Consider the following 15,522-nt stretch of genomic DNA (forward strand, 5'->3'; position numbering starts at 1 on the left):
CTCTTTTTCTTATAACTTTTGATCTTCGATTGAGTTTAACCAAGCCTCAATTTCACCTACAACAGATTGTACGCAACCATCTTCAAAAGGTGAAATTAAGTTTGCTGCTTTTACAAGCTCAGTAAAAGGCATGCTACCGCCTAAAGTACAGAGATGTAGATAATCATTCCATGCTTTTTTATGATCCTCTCCAGAACGTTTCCAGAATTGGAATGCACAAATTTGTGCCAAAGTGTAATCAATATAATAGAACGGAGTCGTATAAATATGCCCCTGACGCTGCCAGAATCCGCCCCCCTCTAAGTATTCATTACCATCGTAATCTTTGTGAGGCATGTATTTCTTTTCAATCTCACGCCAAGCTAACTTTCTTTCTTTTGGTGTAGCGGTAGGGTTTTCATACACCCAATGCTGGAATTCGTCCACACTTACCCCATATGGAAGGAATAAAAGGGCTGAGCTTAAATGAGCAAATTTATATTTATCCGTATCTTCCTTAAAAAATAGCTCCATCCATGGCCATGTGAAAAATTCCATACTCATCGAATGAATTTCAGCTGCTTCATATGTCGGCCAATTGTATTCAGGAATTTCAAAATGACTGCTTGAGTACACCTGGAATGCATGCCCTGCCTCATGGGTTAAAACATCAATATCTCCTGACGTTCCATTAAAATTTGAAAAGATAAATGGAGACTTGTAGTTTTCAATATACGTACAATATCCGCCACCAGCTTTTCCTTTCTTTGCCACCAAGTCCATTAAATGATTCTCTACCATATAATGAAAGAACTCGCCTGTTTCCTTTGATAGTTCATCATACATCTTTTGTCCATTTTGAATAATCCATTCAGGATCACCCTTCGGTACCGCATTCCCTGACTTAAACTTGAAGTTTTCGTCATAATACTTGAGAGTATCAACATCAATTCTTTGTCTTTGTCGTTCCTTTAGTTTTGTAGCAATCGGTACAATATAATCTTCCACTTGTTTTCTAAACCCTGCGACCATTTCCGCGTTATAGTCGGTACGATACATACGGTAATATGCTAGTTCAACAAAGTTTTTATATCCAAGTTTTTGAGAAATCTCTGTACGTACCTTGACCAAGTCGTCATAAATACGATCTAACTCACTTTCGTTTTCTGAAAAATAATTAAAACGAGCTTCACTTGCCTTTTTTCTCATACCTCGATCCTTCGATTCTGTAAACGGTTCCATTTGTGCTAATGTCCGTTCTTCTCCCTCGAAGGGAATTTTTGCAGCAGCAAGTAGCTTTGTATATTCCGTCGTAAGTTTATTCTCTTGTTGAAGCAAAGGAATGATTGCAGGAGAGAAAACCTTTAGCTGTGCTTCTGCTAAGGCAAAAAGCTGTTTTCCCCACTTTTCTTCTAGCTCGAGCTTAAAAGGTGAATTTACAAGCGCTTCGTAATACTTTGTAACTAATCCCTCAACACTTGGTTGAATTTCATCCGTATAATCTTGTTCCGCCTTGTAAAACTCATCATTCGTATCGATTGAATGGCGAATATAAACGAGGTTAAACATCGTGCCTAAATCATTACGTATTTTATTTATTTCTTTCATTGCCTCATTTTGCTCGTTTGCAGAGGCTGCTTTTGAAAAAACCTCTAATGCATCTAAAAATTTCTTTTCAACAACCTCAAAATTAGGTCTCTCATATGTATACTGTTCAAATTGCAAAGTAAATCCCCCTTTGTTTAAAAATTTCGAAAAAATCTCTCTTTTATTATAACTCAGGCGACAAAGAAGCACAAAAAAAACAAGGCACCCCAGTCGATGCCTTTGCTTACTATTATTTCTTATTTTCTATAGATAATCCTAATTTCTTCAGGAGCTCTGTTGCTTGATCTTTTTCATCAGCTGTAAGCTCTTTCATTAATTCATGTATTTTTTGGGCATGGTCAGGAAAAATATCTTCGATAAATTTCTTCCCTTGTTCAGTGATTTGAGCATATGTTACTCTTCGATCACTAGGACAAGCGACTCTAGCAAGTAAAGACTTTTGCTCTAATTTATCCACCACGTACGTAATACTTCCACTCGCAAGGAGGATTTTTTCACCTATTTGTTGTAACGGCTGATCTCCTTTGTGGTATAAAAGTTCAAGAACAGCAAACTCTGTTGGATTAAGTCCATATGTTTGAATAAGTTTATTTACATTTTCATTGACTGACCGATATGCTCTAGATAGCACAATAAAAAGTTTTAAAGATTGACTGATTTCAGCTTCCATGATTCTCATCCCTTTAATATCCAATATTTTTACCTTATTTGATAAAATATTTTTAATTAAGACTATTATAGAAAAACTATCTTTGTTCTGTCAAATTCCCGTTTAATCCGTAATTCCTATAAAAAGCTTACTAATATAGTGATATAATAAGCGAAGCTATGGAAAAAAATTATGTGCTTGGAGTCATTACATGAAAAGACACTTACAAAACCTACTTTTATATAGCCTCATCGTAGTACTACCAACACTAGGTGGCAGTTATATTTTTTCGCAGAGTGAAAAAGAAAAAAACCTGTTAGAGCAAGTTCAACATGCAGAATGGATTGCTTCTATTCATAAATCACATTGGGATCAATTTATAAGTGAAACAGTCACTTCTATTCAAACTCTGTCTCTCACGTCAGAGATATACGTTAACAGCCCAGAAAAAATGGCCCCATTGCTTCAAAAGGCGTTTCAGACAGATCCTAGATACAGTGGCTTATTTTTATTAAACGAAGAAGGACGATTGATTGTTGGCTCTAACAATCTACTAGACGACAATCTGTACAAAAACTCGTATATTCAAGAAGTCATACGTACGAAAGATATCATTATATCTGCACAGGTGAATACATTAAAAAATAACCAAAAGGTGATCGGACTTGCTTCACCTGTGTTGGATGAGCATAGTCAACTGACATTTATCACGCTTGCACTACTGAGGGTTGACCATGTTCAAAACATAATGAAAATACTTACACCCGAAACACCTATAGTCATCCTCAACCAAGAAGATCAGGTGATCATTGATTTCGATTCCGAACATTTATATAAACAAGGTGGTCATTGGGTATCAACTCCTATGAATCAGCTACCCTGGACGATTAAAGTAAAGGTAGATGAAAACGCAGCACGTACAAATATTTCTCATTTAGTGGGAACAATCACTTTGTTCTTTATTTTGACGCATATCCTGTTTCTTTTAGTTAAATATATTTTACTAAAAAGACAATCAATTAAGGAAAGAAAACAAAATGAGGCCCAAAAACTTGAGCTGGTAGGTACATTAGCTGCTGGCACCGCACATGAAATTCGAAATCCATTAACTGGAATTAACGGCCTTATCCAGTTGCTAAGTGAAAAGCATAAAGGTGAAGAAGATCAATTTTATTTTTCGGTTATCAATAACGAAATTAAGCGAATTAATCAAATTGTGAGCGAGTTTCTAATTCTCGGAAAACCGACAGCCATGAAAAATGAGCCGATCGATATAAAAATGATTATTCAAGAGCTACAACCACTTATTTCATCTGAAGCAAACTTAAACAATGTGATATGCCATTATTCATTTCCTGAAGAACCGGTTGTTGTTTCATGTACAAAGGATCAAATGAAGCAAGTCATTTTAAATATTACGAGAAATGCATTTGAATCCATGCCCACAGGTGGTACACTTGGCATCCGTATTTCAAAAGAAAGGGAAAAATGTGTTCTTACGATCTCTGATTCGGGAGTTGGGATTGGAAAAGATAAGCTTGAAAAGATTTTCCACCCTTTTTATACGTCAAAGGCGTCAGGTACTGGCTTAGGTCTAGTTGTTTGCAAAAGAATCGTCCAATCGTTTCATGGAGAAATTGATATTACAAGTATCGAAAACAAAGGAACAACAGTGCTTGTTACATTTCCGTTAATGAGAAAATAGAGAGCTTGTTTGGCTCTCTATTTTTTTATGAGCACTATTGGAAATTATATACTTATCTACTTCTATATCATATACTTTGCCTCACGAAATAAACCATTTCACAATCACTGGAAATTTAGTAAGATATCTTTATACCATTCTTCAATAATCAAAGGAGATCTTTTTATTATGGCACAGACTGCTACTGTTCAAGAATTTAAAAAAACTGACAGTGCAACAACGTATAAAATCTTATTCATCATTGCATTATGTCACTTATTAAACGATTCAATTCAGTCGGTTGTACCCGCTATGTTCCCTATCCTTGAACAATCAATGGGTCTAAGCTTTACTCAATTAGGAATCATTGGTTTTTCACTAAATATTGTATCCTCGATCATGCAGCCCTTTGTTGGAATGATTACAGATCGTAAGCCTATGCCATTTGCCTTACCCATCGGCTTGATGTTTACTTTAATAGGAGTTCTAGGGCTAGCTTTTGCCCCTAGCTTCTTACTAATTGTCATATCTGTGGTCTTTATTGGCTTAGGATCAGCGGTTTTCCATCCTGAAGGTTCAAGGGTTGCCTATATGGCAGCTGGACCTAGAAGAGGGCTTGCACAGTCCATTTATCAAGTTGGCGGTAATTCCGGGCAAGCACTAGCTCCATTAATTACGGCTCTTATACTCGTCCCTTTTGGTCAAAAAGGGGCAGGCTGGTTTACAATTGTGGCAGCAGTTGCAGTGGGGTTACTTGTTTACATTGCTTTTTGGTACGCGAACAAGCTAAAGATAGATGGTCATAAACCAAAAGAAATGAAGAATCTAGCGCCTGCATCATTTTCATTTCAACGACAAATTCGCTTCTATCTGCTTGTGATCTTATTCTTAATCTTCGCTCGTTCCTGGTATATTTCAGGAATCACTAATTACTACGCCTTTTATGCAATTGACAAGTACAGCTTTTCTATACAGCAAGCTCAGCTTTATTTATTTGTGTTTCTAGTTGCAGGAGCATTGGGTACATTTTTCGGTGGACCGTTAGCTGACAGGTTTGGAAAAAAAACCATTATCTTGTTATCCATGATTGGTTCTGCTCCAATCACCATTTTGCTTCCCTTCGTGCCTCATTATTTCGCAGTCGTTTTACTTGCAATAGCGGGCTTCATACTTATGTCTAGTTTCTCAGTAACCGTTGTTTATGCCCAAGAACTCGTTCCCGGGAAGATAGGGACAATGGCAGGTTTAACAGTAGGATTAGCTTTTGGAATGGGGGCTTTAGGGTCAGTATTTTTAGGTGTATTAGCAGATACAATTGGATTGACTTTAACAATTATATCCACCGGTTTTCTCCCATTACTTGGGTTTCTAACACTTCTTCTTCCTTCAGACAAACAAATTGCAGATATATACAAATAAAACGGAAGAGGTGCAGGTGCACCCTCTTCCGTTTTATTTTTTAATTCTTTCTTTCAATTGTTCTTTTTCATCTTCTGTAAAGAAGTTTTGTATTATGGGGAATAGTTCATATTGTTACTTTGATTATAAGAAAGTAAGTGCTTTTCTGTTGTGATGCTTATCACAGAGAAAATAATGTAAACGCTTTTAAAATTCTAAAAATTTTAACAATTTAGGAGGTAATTTTTTTGTAAAGCTCATATAATAAAAATATAAGAAGTTTCTATTGTAAACACGAGAGGTTAGGAGGGGTTAAAATGTATCAATGTAATCTACAAGAATTTTACCCAACCGCATTTATTCGAATTGGAGAGAATGACCAGTCCATGCTAAAAGGAAGTCGATTCATGTCTGAGGCTTCTGTACACTGGCTAGTCGCATTAGACGGTCATCCTAAAAATGGAACAGAAGATTTTTATGTTTGGAATGTTCTTGTTTACCTTGCAGACCATCATGGAAACTTTGAGTTAAGTCAACCACATTATTGTTCTGAAAGTTATTCCTGCTTTGAACAGGCTTGCAATACAGCTAAAGATCTTATGGTTAGTGGACTTAACGACGAGATGATGAAATACACGGTAAGAGTAAGAATAAGCTAAATAGATTTTAATCAATACTTTTGGCTTTTCCTTTTTAGGCTACTATGTGAAAATTTATACATAACGATAAATAGGATGGAATTCATAGAGGTCTATCGAAGAAGTAAATCTATAATTGGTAGCTATATAAGTAGTTTTCAACAAACTGAACAATTTCTAAATGTTGCTTATCGGTTTTGTTCTTTTCAAGTTCCTTTAGCCGCTTTTTCGCCTTCAGAACATAGGGCTGCAAAGTAGGACGAGTCCCCGCCTCTTTCACTGTTAATTCTCCATTTAATATATCAATGGCTGCCTCCTGAACTTGTACATCACAAGTTAAATAGTAGAGTATTCCAGCTAAATACGATGTTCGATCCATACTGTCTCCTCCTATCTATTAATAGAACCTATTTTAATAGTAACGGAATGTTTGTTCGTTTTCAACCATATTATCGGAATCTTTAAATAATTCACATTTTATACACAATATTCAGGACATAACAAAACAAAGACACCAATCATATCCATGAAGGTGTCTTTTGCTCAACTATTTATTTGCTGTTACGCTAATCGAAACACAATTCCATGGCCGCCTTTTGGATATTCCCATTTAATATTTTGGTATGGGCAACCAATGCGGCAGCTTCCACATTCGTGGCAGCCCTCGTACCCTACTTGCATTCTCGTGCCTTCCCACTTGTATACTTCTGCTGGACAGAATACGGTACAAATTTTATCAGGACATTTTGTCATACAAATATCGTGGTCAAGCACTGTTAGATGAGATTTCGTGTCACACTTAAAACGCAATAAGTACTGTTTTTCCTCGATTGTTTTCGTTGACATTATTTCACCGCCTTCCAAGCACGATAGACATCTTGAATGACTTTAAACGTTCCTTTGGTCCCAGTTACACTTCTCATGATTTGTTTTTGTTTTTCACGCTTTGGTGTTCCGTCGACTGTAAAGAATTTACTCATTGCCTGATTCATCATTGGAATATACTCTTTAAAATACTGAGGATGATGCTCAAATGTGTGGGCAGCATCTTTATATTTTTCTAAGTCCTTCATAATAAAGCTATTATATAAAGCTTCACGGTAACTATTTAAACTTGCCTCACTAAAATCATTTCTTTCCTTTGCACGAATAATGGCTTCAGCTGCCATCTTTCCTGATGACATCGCCATATTTGAGCCTTCTCGATGGATAGCGTTTACTAATTGGGCCGCATCTCCGACAACTACAACCCCATTACCTGCCACTTTGGGTACCGAATGATATCCTCCTTCTGGAATTAAATGCGCCAAATACTCTGCAGACTCCCCACCCGCAAGTAGTGGTTTTACCATGGCATGATTTTTCAAGTAATCTAGTAAATCATACGGCTTGAGCTTTGCCTTTATCATGCTGGATAGAGTTGTTCCTACACCTATATTAATACTTTCTTTATTCGTATATATAAAGGCTGTACCAAGGTTCCCCTTTGTTGAATCACCAAAGATTTCAATCGTACAGCCTTGGTTCTCCTCAAGGTTAAAGCGGTCGTTAATCTTTTCTTTTGATAGATTAATAACCTCCATTACCGTAAGAGCAACTTCATCAGGACGAAATTCTTTATGAAAGCCAAGCTGCTTTCCTAACAGAGAGTTTACACCATCAGCTAATACGACTACATCCGCATACACATCTCCATCAGGACGATCGGTGCGAACACCTACCACTTTTCCATTTTCTACAATACACTCATTGGCTACTGTTTCATTGATGAGCAATACCCCTTGTTCCACCCCTTTTGCCGCAAACCATTGATCAAACGGAGCTCTTAATACGGTAAAGTTATTATAAGGTTCCTTTCCCCACTCTAATCCTTTGTAGCCAAAAGAGACGGTAGACTCCTTATCCATCATCCAAAAGCGTTGTTCAATAACAGGTCTTTCTAATGGCGCTTCCTTCCAAAACTCAGGAATAATCTCCTCCATTTGTTTCCTGTATAATACTCCACCCATTACATTTTTACTTCCTGGATATTCCCCACGCTCGAGTTGGAGCACCTTCAATCCGTTCTTTGCACATGTATAGGCACATGAAGTTCCTGCAGGTCCAGCACCAACAACAATGACGTCAAATTTTTCAGGCATAACTGATTTCACCACCCTTTTCTGTACGTATTTCTTTAAATTGTTGGATGAGTTTCGGGAGAATGTCCAAAGCATCCCCTACAATTCCATAGGTTGCTATATCAAAAATAGGTGCACTTGCATCCTTGTTAATGGCGATAATAATTTCTGAATTCTTCATACCGACTACGTGTTGAATAGCACCTGAGATACCGACTGCGAAGTATATTTTTGGTGTTACCGTTTCACCCGTTTGCCCAATTTGTAACTCATGTGGGAGCCAGCCAGCTTCTACCACATCCCTCGTTCCACCAACACTTGCACCAATCACTTCTGCAAGCTCATAGATTAATGAAAAATTTTGCTGATCCCCTAATCCCTTTCCACCGCAAACAATGATATGTGCATCCGCAAGATTGGCTCTTTTCGTTACATCCTTCACAACTTTGAGCACTTTTGTTCTCATATCGTCCTCATACAATTCGATATTTTCTTCAATGATTACTCCCTGCCGCTCTTTATCTCGTTCAAGAGCTTTCATTACTTTCGGTCGAACGGTTGCCATTTGAGGTCGATGCTTTTTACATAAAATCGTAGCCATAATATTTCCACCAAAGGCGGGTCTACTTGCCTCCAATAACCTTTTATCAAGATCCACATCTAACATGGTTGTATCTGCAGTCAAACCCGTACTTAAATCAGTTGCTACAGCACTGGCAAGGTCCTTACCGTTTGGTGTGGCTCCGTATAAAAATATCTCAGGACTGTATTTTTCAGCGAGAAGAACCACGCCCTTCATATAGGATTCTGTCCGGTACTCTTCTAATACTGGATGATCAATCACATACACCTTATCCGCCCCGTAGGAGATGACTTGATTACATAGGGCTTTAACATCTTTACCTAGCAGGACTCCACAAAGCGAAACACTTAACTTATCTGCTAACTTTCTTCCTGCTCCAAGCAATTCTAACGAAACACCTTCAATTTCGCCTTCATTCTGTTCAATGAATACCCACACGCCACGGTATTCTTTACTCATTTTAGGCACCCCCATCATCACGTATTAATGTGTATCACTTCACATGAAAAAGTTCTTTTTTCTCTTCAAGTAAGCATTTGATCAGCTCTCTTACTTGTTCATCTGAAGAGCCCTCTAAACGCTTCCCACCCTCATGCTTTGGAGGAGTAAACATTTTACCAACGATGGTAGGTGATCCTTTAAGTCCTAGCTGTGTTCGGTCCACGTCTCCTAGATCGTTTACCGTCCAAACAACGGGTTCGTACCTTGCAGCTTTTAACATATTAGGAAGAGGGGAATATTCTATCGCATTGATTTCTTTTTCGACAGTCAATAAGCATGGCATTTGGATTTGAAGCAACTGGTACCCTCCTGACAGCTTTCTCTTAACAACTACGTTTTGCTCCTTTTCATTAAGTTCTGTCACTTCGATCACGTTTGTAACTGGAGGAATATCCAATCTTCTTGCAATTCCAGGTCCCACTTGCCCAGTGTCTCCATCAATCGCATGCTTTCCACAAAGAATCATATCAATCGGTCTGATACTGGCGATTTTATCTAAAGCCTTCGATAATGCATAGCTTGTTGCTAATGTATCTGCACCTGCAAATGCGCGGTCAGAAATCAAATATCCCTCGTCAGCACCAATTTCAACGCTTTTTTTAATAATCGCATTTGCTTGTGGTGGCCCCATCGATAAAACAGAAATATATACTTCTTTGATGAAACGCTTCATCCGAACGGCTTCTTGGACAGCATGTGCATCGTAAGGATTTAAAATTGCTGGGGCACTTCGACGATCAAGCGTATTCGTCTTAGGATTAATCTTAATGATCTTCGTGTCTGGTACCTGCTTGACACAAACTACAATGTGCATACAAATCCCCTCCTTAATGACTAAAGGCTAAATCAGCTATATATATTTTGCAAAGCTTCGTAATAACGATATATGTATCGGTTTACGAGCATAGTACAAACAAATTAGATGATATTTTTTGTGTATAATAATTTTTGTATGCGTTTTCATTAAAGTGTAGTTAGTTAGAAGTGAATGGCTTACGGAATCTTCATTTTTGTATATCTACATATTTAAATGGTGGGGTTTATCCACTAGGATGGAATAACATTTATTTTTTGAAGGGAATGGTCCAGTACTTACCATTCTAGTTATTATATTAAAAGAAATTCAACTTTTCCCATATGATAAAAATCACAGATGTCATTCAAATTTCATATATGTAATTGTGTGAGCAATCGCTCATATAGATTTACAGCATACGACTCAAAAATACGAAATGGAATTTGATGAAAAAGCGATGTTGATTATTGCAGCGATTACGCTCCATAATATTCCCGAAGGATTATCAGTCGGAGTTAGTTATGCTACAACTGCTGAAGCGAATACAGGCAATCTAATTGCTTTTGCCATCGGACTCCAAAACGCTCCTGAAGGATTTTTAGTAGCCCTATTTTTAGTGAATCAAAAAATTGAAAAAGGCAAAGCGTTTGTAGTGGCTACTTTAACAGGTGCAATCGAAATTGTTACAAGTTTATTAGGTTTCTATTTAACTTCCTATGTTGCAAGTCTCGTTCCATATGGTCTAGCCTTTGCAGCAGGAGCTATGCTGTTCATTATATATAAAGAGTTAATACCTGAAAGTCATGGGGATGGCAATGAACGCACATCAACTTACTCCTTTATCTTTGGTTTACTATTTATGATATTGCTAATTGACCTCTTTTCATAATAAAAAATCGGCATGCTTATACATGCCGATTTTTTATTTCCTTTGTATGATTAAGTTCCAGATTTACTTACATAGAAACGATTTATTGTATAATAAATAACAAAGATCGATACAAATGGAGGTGACTTAATGGAAAAACAACTTATTCACGAAGCCATTCAAATGAATTTAGAGAACCAAATACAGCACCGAAAATTACCGAAAAAAAGTATTATTAAAAGAGCTGTTTTTATTTTTATTGGCGCTATCCTAATGGCTGTAGGATTAGAAATTTTCCTCATACCCAATCAAATTATGGATGGTGGAATCGTTGGGATTTCAATTATTCTGTCTCATATTACTGCGATTAAAATTGGTCTAATCATCTTCATGTTAAATGTTCCATTCTTTTTCATCGGATATAAACAAATTGGAAAAACCTTCGCACTATCTACACTCTTCGCTATCACCATATTATCAATTACAACCGTATATCTTCATCCCGTTCCTGCTTTTACTGATGACATCCTCTTAGCAACGGTATTTGGAGGAATTGCCTTAGGGTCAGGTGTAGGACTAGTCATCCGGTACGGAGGCTCACTGGACGGTACAGAAATCCTTGCCATATTGATCAATAAAAAGATTCCTTTTTCCGTTGGAGAAGTGATTATGTTTTTTAATATTTTTATTTTTGGTACCGGGGGATTTGTATTTGGATGGGACCGAGCGATGTATTCGATTTTAGCCTATTTTATTGCTTTTAAAACCATTGATATCGTTATTGAAGGTTTAGATCAATCAAAATCTGCATGGATCATTAGCGATAAGCATAAAGAAATTGGTGAGGCGATTTTGGCCCGTCTCGGCCGGGGTGTGACCTTTCTTTCAGGAGAAGGAGCCTATACAGGAGATGATAAAAAGGTTATTTTCTGTGTCATTACCCGACTTGAAGAAGCAAAGCTCAAGCTCATTGTAGAGGATCTTGATAGCAATGCGTTTCTAGCTGTTGCAGACATTGCTGAAGTAAGCGGAGGAAGATTTAAGAAACGAGCCATACATTAGAATATCTACCAAAAAGGAAGGAGCACTAACGACTCCTTCCTTTTCAATCTATTTATACGCATATGATGTTATTTGGCCATACAAACATAGCTTGTTTTCTGGTTATCTTTATTTCTCTCTTACTTTTCTTTTTCTCTTGTGATAAGCATTGATATTCAAAAATCAACTTATCAAGCTCCTGACTACACTCGATCGTCTCTTGCCCACCTAAACCATTTGCTTGTGCAGATTCAATCATTTTCTCTCTCATTTGTTGAATCGTGGCAAGCATTTCACTGCTATTCTGCTGCACCCCGTTAACCTCCTAATACTCCCTTAAATCCCCTAAAAAAAATGATCACTTGATGAATTATTGCAAGAATTCGAATAAAAGTAAATAGAATCGCAAAATAAGACAAATTTTTCTAAATATTTCGGAATACGACAAAAAACCACCCTAAAACTCCTATTACTTTTCGACAATTATCGATTTTATCCACCAAAAGTAATAAAGACACTAGGAGTATAGACTCTAGTGCCTTGATAACTATTATTAAGCTTCTACTTCGTTCTTTTCGTAGATTGGAACCCATCCTTCAGTAGTTACAAAAATACGGATAGCTACCACTTTTCTATCCTCTTGAAGAGTAAAATAATGTCTAACATTAGGAGGAACTGAAATAAGATCACCAGGATTTAGAAATACCTCAAAAAATTCTCCGTCTAACCCTTGAATAATAAATACCCCGTGTCCACTAACGATAAAGCGTACCTCATCGTCTGTATGGTGGTGTTCTTGTTGGAAGTTCTTTAATAGTTGCTCTAGGTTTGGAGTGTGTTCAGCAAGAGAAATAACATCCTGGGCCTTGTATCCACGCTTCTCTGAAATTTCAGCAATTTCAGTTGAGAATGCGGATAAGATTTCTGCTTTCTCTTCATCTGTTAAAATATATTTCTCTTGAAGATTGCTAGGTAGTTTTGTAATATCCCAATTCTCATAGATTACCTCTTGTGATTGTAAAAACGCTGCTACTTCTTTTTGATCTCTAATCTCTTCTTTTGTACTTTGAAAAACGATATGTGCCATTTTTTCATACTCCTTTATATTTTATTTTTTATATTCTAAAAGTCTTAGATGATAACGAAATAAAAATTCGGATGCTTCTAGTAGTTTTTTTGCCTCGAATGCATTTTTCCCCCACACTGTTATTCCATGGTTTCTGATTAACACAACGCCTTTGTCCTCTTTTACATGTTCACTAAACTCCTGTGCTAGTGTCGGAATATGAGCTGGATTACTGATAATAGGAACTCGAAGTACGGCATCTTCTTCCCATAAATCAAATGCTTTAATAAGCTCCTGGCCAGTAAAAGTGATTTCTCCTTGATCGCCATATAATTCAGATATGATATTATTATCAATTGTATGAACGTGTAAACTACACCCAGCAGCTGTTTTATTATAGATTTCCACATGTAATAAGGTTTCAGCAGATGGCTTCAAATGCGTCTCATTTACTGGTTTTCCATTCTCATCGACGAGCAGAAAATCCTCTGACGTTCGCTTCCTCTTATCCTTGCCACTTGCTGTTACTAAGAATTGTAAAGGATTGTCGCTAACCTTTATGGCTAAATTCCCGCTCGTTCCCATAAACCAATCTCGAACAGCAAGTTCATCCTTCACATCAGCAAGCTCTTCCCAACGTTCAGTTAACTGACTCATCCAATCAACTCCTCTACTTGCGACATATGCTTGATCACATCATAGAAATCAACAAACTCTCTATGATTCAATCCATACTCTATCGATTTTTCTAATAGCAGTTCTCTTGCAATCACTAGATCAGCTTGCTTAGCTGCTTGCAAATCGGTTACTGAATCACCGATAACGACTTTGTAGAAATCTTCTTTAAGTCCACGAATAATACTAGGTTTACAGCAGCCACAATCGTTCTGACAATGCTCATCACATGCATTTGGCCAAAGAATATTGATATACTCTCCACTAAAATCGGAAGCATTACAATAGACTCCTGAAAAAGGACCATAAGCTTGTAGAATAGGATAAACGAAGAAATCAATACCTCCACTAACAACATACAAAGGAATATTCTTCTCCTTCAAAAACTTCACAAAATCAGCAAATCCTTCACGTATTTTCACATTTTCAATTGCATACGTAATGATTTCTTCCTTTTTAGATGAAGGAAGCAACGAGAATAGCTTACCAACTCCTTCCCGAATGGAAATACGCTCTGACAAAATGTCGTCTTTTAGTGCTTCCCATTCAGGTGGAGCAAATCTTTTCATAATGGCAATAATGTTATCCTTCTCGGTGATTGTGCCATCGAAATCACAAAATACAGCTATCTTCTTGCTCATGATGGTTTTGCCACCTCAGTAACTCCCCACAGTTCAATCGCTTTTGCAAGTTCAGGATATTGCTGTGAATTTTCTCTCAATGGCAGACCTTTTTGACTTAAATCAATAGCTTGGCGGAAAGCTAGACCTCCACCTTTCGCACCAGCTGGATGACCATGTACACCACCACCAGCATTAATGACACTATCTAAGCCAAAATCTTGTAGTAAAAGTGGAACAAGTCCAGGATGAATACCAGCTGAAGGCACTGGGAAACTCTTATTCATAGATTCTGACTGATCTGTTAACGCTTTAGCAATTGATAATGCTGCATTCTTTTCCAAAGCCACAGAACCGTATGGAGACGGGAATAAAGACAAGTCAGCTCCAGCGTAACGCAACAATTTCCCAAGTAGTAGGGAATGAGAAATTCCGTACACATCAGATGAAGTGAGCGCTCCACTCACAGCTGGATGTGCCATAATCGGAAGATCGACATTCTCTTCTTCGCGTAATTCCTGAAGAACATCAAGTCCATACGCAAACACATTAAACAATAGTAAGTCCGCACCAAGTTCTTTTGCTTTTTTAGCTTTGTCAATTAATTGAGACGTACGTCCTGTCAAGTTCACAGCATACAAAGTACGATGTCCAGTTTCTTCATAGACCTGTTGTAGAACTTCTCTTCCTCCAGTAATTCTTTGTTCAAATGGAGTTAATGGGTTTTCAAACAATATTTCATCATCTTTTACAAAATCGACTCCACCCAATGCCTGTTCGCGCAATTGGCTGATGAGGAATGGAAGATCTCTACCAAGAATTCCTTTAAAAATACTCATTAATAACGGACGATCATATACACCCAGCTTGTCTCTTAGGCCATTGATACCAAACTTAGGACCTGGAAAAGCTGTTTTTAACTCTTCTGAAAAATCAAGATCTAATAGCTTAATCTTCCCGTCAAGTGAAAGCTTTCCAAACACTGTTGTTAAAATAGCTGGAAGATCTAGCGAAAAGTTATTTGAAGGATAAGCGATTTTTAACACCGCTACCGTTTCATTTGTATGTTCATCTATGTGTAATTTTTCTGCGGAAATAACTCTACCTTTATATTTTTTCAATTGCTCTTGCTCAAGCTTTTGTAATTGAGTCCATGAACCAACCGTTAAACCAAGCGCAATTTCCTCTGCTTTTTTTTCTGGGTTGTGTTTGGCGTCATGTACTAAGTACGTTGCGATGATCTCACTCATTTGCTTTCGTCCTTTCTCTCCGACACGGGTATACATAAAAAACCTC

16 protein-coding genes and 1 pseudogene are annotated in these 15,522 nt (G+C 37.4%); 5 read left to right on the top strand and 12 right to left on the bottom strand.

Annotation, left to right across the window (positions count from 1 at the left end):
• Window positions 1–9: 9 nt before the first annotated feature.
• Window positions 10–1,704 (bottom strand): M3 family oligoendopeptidase, encoded by a 1,695-nt coding sequence (locus ACFFHF_RS18830; RefSeq protein ID WP_340903017.1) that lies wholly within the window; start codon window positions 1,702–1,704, stop codon window positions 10–12.
• Window positions 1,705–1,816: 112 nt separating this feature from the next.
• Window positions 1,817–2,266 (bottom strand): MarR family winged helix-turn-helix transcriptional regulator, encoded by a 450-nt coding sequence (locus tag ACFFHF_RS18835; RefSeq protein ID WP_377058807.1) that lies wholly within the window; start codon window positions 2,264–2,266, stop codon window positions 1,817–1,819.
• 181 nt (window positions 2,267–2,447) lie between these two features.
• On the opposite strand from ACFFHF_RS18835, the gene ACFFHF_RS18840 reads away from it, so the two are divergent.
• The 3 genes from ACFFHF_RS18840 to ACFFHF_RS18850 all read left to right on the top strand — a co-directional run bounded on the left by ACFFHF_RS18840 (window position 2,448) and on the right by ACFFHF_RS18850 (window position 5,977).
• Entirely contained in the window at window positions 2,448–3,941 is a 1,494-nt protein-coding gene (locus tag ACFFHF_RS18840) for an ATP-binding protein (RefSeq protein WP_160549480.1), read from the top strand.
• A gap of 168 nt (window positions 3,942–4,109) precedes the next feature.
• Entirely contained in the window at window positions 4,110–5,339 is a 1,230-nt protein-coding gene (locus ACFFHF_RS18845; protein ID WP_160549481.1) for an MFS transporter, read from the top strand.
• A gap of 296 nt (window positions 5,340–5,635) precedes the next feature.
• The gene (locus ACFFHF_RS18850; RefSeq protein ID WP_160549483.1) at window positions 5,636–5,977 is read left to right on the top strand and encodes an SAM domain-containing protein; all 342 of its coding nucleotides are present in this window, start codon (window positions 5,636–5,638) and stop codon (window positions 5,975–5,977) included.
• 109 nt (window positions 5,978–6,086) lie between these two features.
• On the opposite strand, the gene ACFFHF_RS18855 is transcribed toward ACFFHF_RS18850, so the two are convergent.
• The 5 genes from ACFFHF_RS18855 to ACFFHF_RS18875 form a co-directional block, all read right to left on the bottom strand.
• Window positions 6,087–6,335: a hypothetical protein gene (locus ACFFHF_RS18855; protein ID WP_160549484.1), complete on the bottom strand. Its 249-nt coding sequence runs from the start codon at window positions 6,333–6,335 to the stop codon at window positions 6,087–6,089.
• A gap of 182 nt (window positions 6,336–6,517) precedes the next feature.
• Window positions 6,518–6,802, bottom strand: a complete 285-nt coding sequence (locus ACFFHF_RS18860; protein ID WP_160549486.1) for a ferredoxin family protein — start codon at window positions 6,800–6,802, stop codon at window positions 6,518–6,520.
• Entirely contained in the window at window positions 6,802–8,097 is a 1,296-nt protein-coding gene (locus ACFFHF_RS18865; RefSeq protein ID WP_160549487.1) for an FAD-dependent oxidoreductase, read from the bottom strand. The genes ACFFHF_RS18860 and ACFFHF_RS18865 overlap by 1 nt, the downstream gene beginning before the upstream one ends.
• The gene (locus ACFFHF_RS18870; protein ID WP_160549488.1) at window positions 8,090–9,118 is read right to left on the bottom strand and encodes an FAD-binding protein; all 1,029 of its coding nucleotides are present in this window, start codon (window positions 9,116–9,118) and stop codon (window positions 8,090–8,092) included. The genes ACFFHF_RS18865 and ACFFHF_RS18870 overlap by 8 nt, the downstream gene beginning before the upstream one ends.
• 34 nt (window positions 9,119–9,152) lie before the next feature.
• Window positions 9,153–9,974 carry an electron transfer flavoprotein subunit beta/FixA family protein gene (locus ACFFHF_RS18875; protein ID WP_160549489.1) on the bottom strand — a complete coding sequence of 274 codons (822 nt, stop codon included), beginning with the start codon at window positions 9,972–9,974 and terminating at the stop codon, window positions 9,153–9,155.
• Between the two features lie 376 nt (window positions 9,975–10,350).
• Between ACFFHF_RS18875 and ACFFHF_RS18880 the strand changes: the two are divergent.
• Together ACFFHF_RS18880 and ACFFHF_RS18885 are read left to right on the top strand one after the other, a co-directional pair.
• A pseudogene (locus tag ACFFHF_RS18880) lies at window positions 10,351–10,845 on the top strand (ZIP family metal transporter); the annotation flags it as partial.
• 162 nt (window positions 10,846–11,007) lie between these two features.
• Complete coding sequence (locus ACFFHF_RS18885) at window positions 11,008–11,886, top strand: YitT family protein (RefSeq protein ID WP_377058837.1); 879 nt, start codon at window positions 11,008–11,010, stop codon at window positions 11,884–11,886.
• A gap of 52 nt (window positions 11,887–11,938) precedes the next feature.
• On the opposite strand, the gene ACFFHF_RS18890 is transcribed toward ACFFHF_RS18885, so the two are convergent.
• The 5 genes from ACFFHF_RS18890 to ACFFHF_RS18910 form a co-directional block, all read right to left on the bottom strand.
• Window positions 11,939–12,178 carry a Spo0E family sporulation regulatory protein-aspartic acid phosphatase gene (locus tag ACFFHF_RS18890; RefSeq protein ID WP_377058808.1) on the bottom strand — a complete coding sequence of 80 codons (240 nt, stop codon included), beginning with the start codon at window positions 12,176–12,178 and terminating at the stop codon, window positions 11,939–11,941.
• A 240-nt stretch (window positions 12,179–12,418) separates the two neighbouring features.
• Complete coding sequence (gene mtnD, locus ACFFHF_RS18895; protein WP_377058809.1) at window positions 12,419–12,952, bottom strand: acireductone dioxygenase; 534 nt, start codon at window positions 12,950–12,952, stop codon at window positions 12,419–12,421.
• 21 nt (window positions 12,953–12,973) lie between these two features.
• Window positions 12,974–13,588, bottom strand: coding sequence for a methylthioribulose 1-phosphate dehydratase (locus ACFFHF_RS18900; protein ID WP_340902998.1), 615 nt, complete (start codon window positions 13,586–13,588; stop codon window positions 12,974–12,976).
• Window positions 13,585–14,247 (bottom strand): 2-hydroxy-3-keto-5-methylthiopentenyl-1-phosphate phosphatase, encoded by a 663-nt coding sequence (locus ACFFHF_RS18905; RefSeq protein WP_160546333.1) that lies wholly within the window; start codon window positions 14,245–14,247, stop codon window positions 13,585–13,587. Before ACFFHF_RS18905 ends, ACFFHF_RS18900 begins: the two co-directional genes overlap by 4 nt.
• The gene (locus ACFFHF_RS18910; protein WP_160546464.1) at window positions 14,244–15,476 is read right to left on the bottom strand and encodes a 2,3-diketo-5-methylthiopentyl-1-phosphate enolase; all 1,233 of its coding nucleotides are present in this window, start codon (window positions 15,474–15,476) and stop codon (window positions 14,244–14,246) included. The genes ACFFHF_RS18905 and ACFFHF_RS18910 overlap by 4 nt, the downstream gene beginning before the upstream one ends.
• Window positions 15,477–15,522 lie beyond the last annotated feature (46 nt).

This window comes from Robertmurraya beringensis (assembly GCF_042433785.1).
GTDB classification, from domain to species: Bacteria; Bacillota; Bacilli; order Bacillales; family Cytobacillaceae; genus Robertmurraya_A; species Robertmurraya_A beringensis.